This window comes from Actinophytocola sp. (genome assembly GCF_036002505.1).
Classification (GTDB): Bacteria; Actinomycetota; Actinomycetes; order Mycobacteriales; family Pseudonocardiaceae; genus DASYTH01.
Genome location: NZ_DASYTH010000372.1, coordinates 1 through 4,161, shown reverse-complemented (window position 1 = coordinate 4,161; position 4,161 = coordinate 1). Strand labels below are relative to the sequence as shown.

The following is a 4,161-nucleotide window of genomic DNA, read 5'->3' as shown; positions in this document are numbered from 1 at the left end:
GAACGGTTCGTTCAGCGCACCTATGGACAGTGATCGAAGGTCCAAATGTCGTCGTGTCTGCCGTTCACGCCAAGGTTGATGGCGCTAGTTGATCGTCCTCACCCTGGCTAGATCATCTTCCTCACCCTTGGGACCGCTGTCCGTGCTGTTTGCGCGGCGTTTCGAGTGGGTGCCTCTGCGCGTTGGTCGCGGTGATCAACACCGTGGTGCGTGGGGGTGCGAATGCTGTGTTTGGAGGATGAGGTGGAGGCGCACTCGTTGCGTCGCAGGGGCTGGTCGATCTCGGCGATCGCCCGGCATCTGGGCCATGATCGGAAGACGATCCGGGCGTACCTGAGCGGGGAACGGGTGCCGGGGCGGCGGCAGCGGCGGGCGCCGAATCTGATCGATCCGTTCGTGGAGTACTGCCGGCTGCGGTTGGTCGACGATCCGCATCTGTGGGCGGCGACGCTGCTGGATGAGCTGCGGGAGTTGGGGTTCGCCGGCTCGTACCAGACGTTGACCGCGGAGATCCGGCGGCTGCAGCTGCGACCGCACTGCGCGGCGTGTGCGGCCACGAAGGCCGGGGACGTAGCGATCATCGACCATCCACCCGGGGTGGAGACTCAGTGGGACTGGGTGGAGCTGCCCGAACCGCCGAACGGGTGGGACTGCGGGCGGGAAGCGCACCTGCTGGTCGGCGCGTTGTCGCACTCGAGCCTGTGGCGGGGTGTGCTGGCCGAATCGGAGGACTTCCCGCACCTGGTGGAGGCCATCGACGGCGTGGTGCGGCGGCTGGGTGGGGTGACCCAGCGGTGGCGGTTCGACCGGATGGCGACGGTGTGCAACCCGGGCAGCGGGCAGTTGACCGCGGCGTTCGCAGCGGTGGCCAAGCACTACGGCGTCGCGGTCGATATCTGCCCCAGACGCCGGGGCAACCGCAAGGGCGTGGTGGAGAAGGCCAACCACTCCGCGGCGCAGCGCTGGTGGCGCACCGTCGGCGACGATGTCACGCCCACGCAGGCGCAGGCCGGCGTGGACGCGGTCAGTGTCCGCCTCGACGGGCGGGTGCGGCGCCGGGACGGGCAGAAGACCACGGTAGGCGCCTTGGCCGGTGCTGAGCCGCTGCGCCCGGCGCCGGTGGCGCCGGTCCCGGCGGAGCTGACCGTGACCCGTACCGTGTCGCCGCAGGGCCTCGTGGACTTCCGCGGCAACCACTACTCGGTGCCGCCCGGTCTGCGCGGCACGCACGCCGTGGTCCGGCACCGCCTCGGCGCAGACGTCATCCAGATCGCCACCGCGTCCGGCGCGGTGCTCGCCGCGCACCGCCTGGAGCCGCCCGGCGCGGGCAAGACCGTCCGCGAGCACGGGCACGTCGTCGCGTTGGAGGCCGCCGTCCTGGCCGCGTTTAGCGACGCGAAACCCTGCCGGCGCAAGACCCGCCGCCCGCCATCGGCGGCGGCCACGGCCGAGGCCGACCGGCTGCGAGGGATCCCAGTCACCGACCCAGCCGCCCGGGTCGTGATCGACATGTCCGCGTATGCCGCGACCGCGGCTGTGCTGTCCAGCGTCCCGCCGGCCGATCCGGCCGGCGGGCACCGTCACAACACCAACAAGGAGATCATGCCGTGAGTCAACCGACCATGAGTGAGGCGCGCCGCTACCAGCAGCTGCGCGGCCACCTGGCCTACCTGAAACTGGCCGACGCCGCCGACGCGTTGCCGCGGGTGCTCGACCAGGCCCGCACCGAACATATGACGCTGACCGCAGCGATGGAGCGGCTACTGGAGATCGAGGTGGAGGCCACCGAGGCCCGCAAACTGGCCTCCCGGCTGCGGTTCGCGTGCCTGCCGGAGCCGTGGACCATCAGCGATTTCGACTTCGCCGCCCAACCCGGCGTGGACGAGAAACTCGTCCGCGACCTGGCCACCCTGCGGTTCCTCGACGACGCCTCCAACGTCCTGTTCGTTGGGCCGCCCGGGGTCGGGAAGACCATGCTGTCCGTCGGCCTGGCCCGCGCCGCCGCCGAGGCCGGTCACCGGGTCTACTTCACCACCGCCGCCGAACTGGCCGCCAAATGCCACAAAGCCGCCATCGAGGGTCGGTGGGCCACCTGCATGCGGTTCTTCGCCGGGCCGCGTCTTCTCGTGATCGATGAGCTCGGGTATCTGCCGCTGCCCGGTGACGGCGCCTCCGCCCTGTTCCAGGTGATCAATCAGAGGTACCTGAAGTCATCGACGATCCTCAGTACAAACGTCGGCATCGCTGACTGGGCCGGCGCGTTCGGCGACGCCACCGTCGCCGCCGCCATGCTCGATCGACTCCTGCACCGCGCCACCGTGGTCGGCATCGACGGACCCTCCTACCGGCTACGCGCCCACCAGAACCACGCCAACACGCTGCGCAAGGCGGTGGCCGCGCATGTCTCCTGAACCCGCCACCCGCGCCTGCCCGGTCTGCCAAACCCCACTGCCCACCGGCGTCCGCCGCCGCTACTGCAGCCCCGCCTGCAAGACCGCCGGCTGGCGCCGCAACAACCCCAGCCGACCCCCAGGCCCGCCCCGCACCCGCGAACAAGCACCGGCACCCGACACCGGAGCCCAACCGGCCGCCATCCGCGACTGTCCACACTGCGGCAAGCAGATCACCATCGTCGCGCTGCTCACCACACCCCAAATCGCCGGCCCGCAACTGGCCAACGGCACACCGGACGTAATCCCACTACGCCCGGCACGCACGCTCTAACATCACCACACCCACGTGAGGAAGATGATCTAGCCGCCCCGGGGAAAGTCGACTGGCGTCATCAGCCACCGCGCTGCGGTGCGGTTCCAACGCCCGCACCGTTACATGCACCGCCGGCCGGCTGCCGGTCGGCCAATGGCCACCGCCGGCGACACGCCTCGCTTCGGCCGTGATCGCATCCAACCGCTGCGTGCACTCGGCATCCGGCAGCAGGATCACCGAGATACCCCACCGCCCGCCCTCCACCGGTGGGCTGTCGCGGTAGTGCGTGCCAGACAACACCGCGTCCCGGCCGCGATCAAACAACCGGTCGAAAGCGTCTCCATACACCGAACGCACCCTACCGGCCGGCGACCGCCCCACCCTCCAAGCCGCGACGCTGGATCATGGCGCTGGATCTCGCCAAGACGCCGGCTATCGGGGACGGCCCCCACACCGCGATCAGAACTTTCCGTCGATCTTGATCACCCTCCAAACGCGTCCCAGATCTGCCGCGATCAGCTTTTCAATTGCGTAGACCGCAGGTCAAGGGCGTGGGTAACGTTAGGCGGTGTCAGCGCCTGAGCCAACGCGGCTGGAGCTGACGGAAGCGCTTGAGGGCGCCGTCGGACACCTCCGCGACAGGGACCGCGAACTCCGTGATACGACGGAGAGGGTGGTTGTTGCCCGGCTCATGATCTACCTTGACCAAGAATTGGATGAACTCCCGAATCCCAAGAAATTTCGCCTGGACATGGAGTACGAGCGCGCGGGAACGAATCCTAAGGCGTTCGCCGGCAGCGGTCCAGGGAGGAAGTCTCGCCGCAAGATTGTCCCAGACCTCATCTATCACCAGCGGTTGGCTCAAGGTGACTTTGCAAACCACCTCGCCATAGAAGTCAAGGCACGGCCGGGTCGTTGGGAGGACCACGATCTCGCCAAGCTCGCGTTGTTGACTGGGCGCGCACGATACGCCTTCGTGGAGCGGAGGACCCTGAGGCTTCCGGGCCCATCCGATTCTCCGACACCTCCGCCCGACCGCGACGTTGTGTGCCTGCGACGGGGATTTCAGCCGTACACGTTCGGAGCGCTTCTGCGGCTATACGAGGATAAAGGCTTCATCCACTGGGTTCGATAGTCGACGCACGACTGCCTCAGCGTTGGATGTTCTCCGGGGCGCTGCTACGGAACTAGCCGGCGAAAGGCAACGAGAAGGCCTTGGGGGTCCGGTCTCAGTTGCTCCGGGCTCGAAGCGGTGGTTCAGGATGGTCGCAGCTTCTGGAAACTAGTCCGCGGCCCGGTTGTCCTGCGGGCACCTGCGCGTTCTGGGCAATGATCCATGCAAGCCGAATGGCAGACGGCTCGGGCGTAGGCTCGGCCTGAGCGTGGTGACGCGGCGCTGGGAGGATTGATGCCGCTGTACCGGGTGACCGACGAGGGTCTGCAGGCGCAGGCCGT

At 68.3% G+C, this 4,161-nt stretch carries 4 protein-coding genes; all 4 read left to right on the top strand.

The window, feature by feature from the left end; genetic code table 11:
- Positions 1 to 222 precede the first annotated feature (222 nt).
- The 4 genes from VGR06_RS33065 to VGR06_RS33050 all read left to right on the top strand — a co-directional run bounded on the left by VGR06_RS33065 (position 223) and on the right by VGR06_RS33050 (position 3,841).
- Positions 223 to 1,611, top strand: a complete 1,389-nt coding sequence (locus VGR06_RS33065; RefSeq protein WP_327563116.1) for a Mu transposase domain-containing protein — start codon at positions 223 to 225, stop codon at positions 1,609 to 1,611.
- Positions 1,608 to 2,411: an IS21-like element helper ATPase IstB gene (gene istB, locus VGR06_RS33060; protein ID WP_327563115.1), complete on the top strand. Its 804-nt coding sequence runs from the start codon at positions 1,608 to 1,610 to the stop codon at positions 2,409 to 2,411. The genes VGR06_RS33065 and istB overlap by 4 nt, the downstream gene beginning before the upstream one ends.
- Positions 2,401 to 2,724, top strand: a complete 324-nt coding sequence (locus tag VGR06_RS33055) for a hypothetical protein (RefSeq protein WP_327563114.1) — start codon at positions 2,401 to 2,403, stop codon at positions 2,722 to 2,724. The genes istB and VGR06_RS33055 overlap by 11 nt, the downstream gene beginning before the upstream one ends.
- Before the next feature lie 550 nt (positions 2,725 to 3,274).
- Positions 3,275 to 3,841: a hypothetical protein gene (locus VGR06_RS33050; protein ID WP_327563113.1), complete on the top strand. Its 567-nt coding sequence runs from the start codon at positions 3,275 to 3,277 to the stop codon at positions 3,839 to 3,841.
- Positions 3,842 to 4,161 lie beyond the last annotated feature (320 nt).

Excerpts from the sequence above, each read along its gene's own strand:
- VGR06_RS33065 (WP_327563116.1), top strand. The coding sequence starts at position 223 with ATGCTGTGTTTGGAGGATGAGGTGGAGGCGCACTCGTTGCGTCGCAGG.
- VGR06_RS33055 (WP_327563114.1), top strand. The coding sequence starts at position 2,401 with ATGTCTCCTGAACCCGCCACCCGCGCCTGCCCGGTCTGCCAAACCCCA.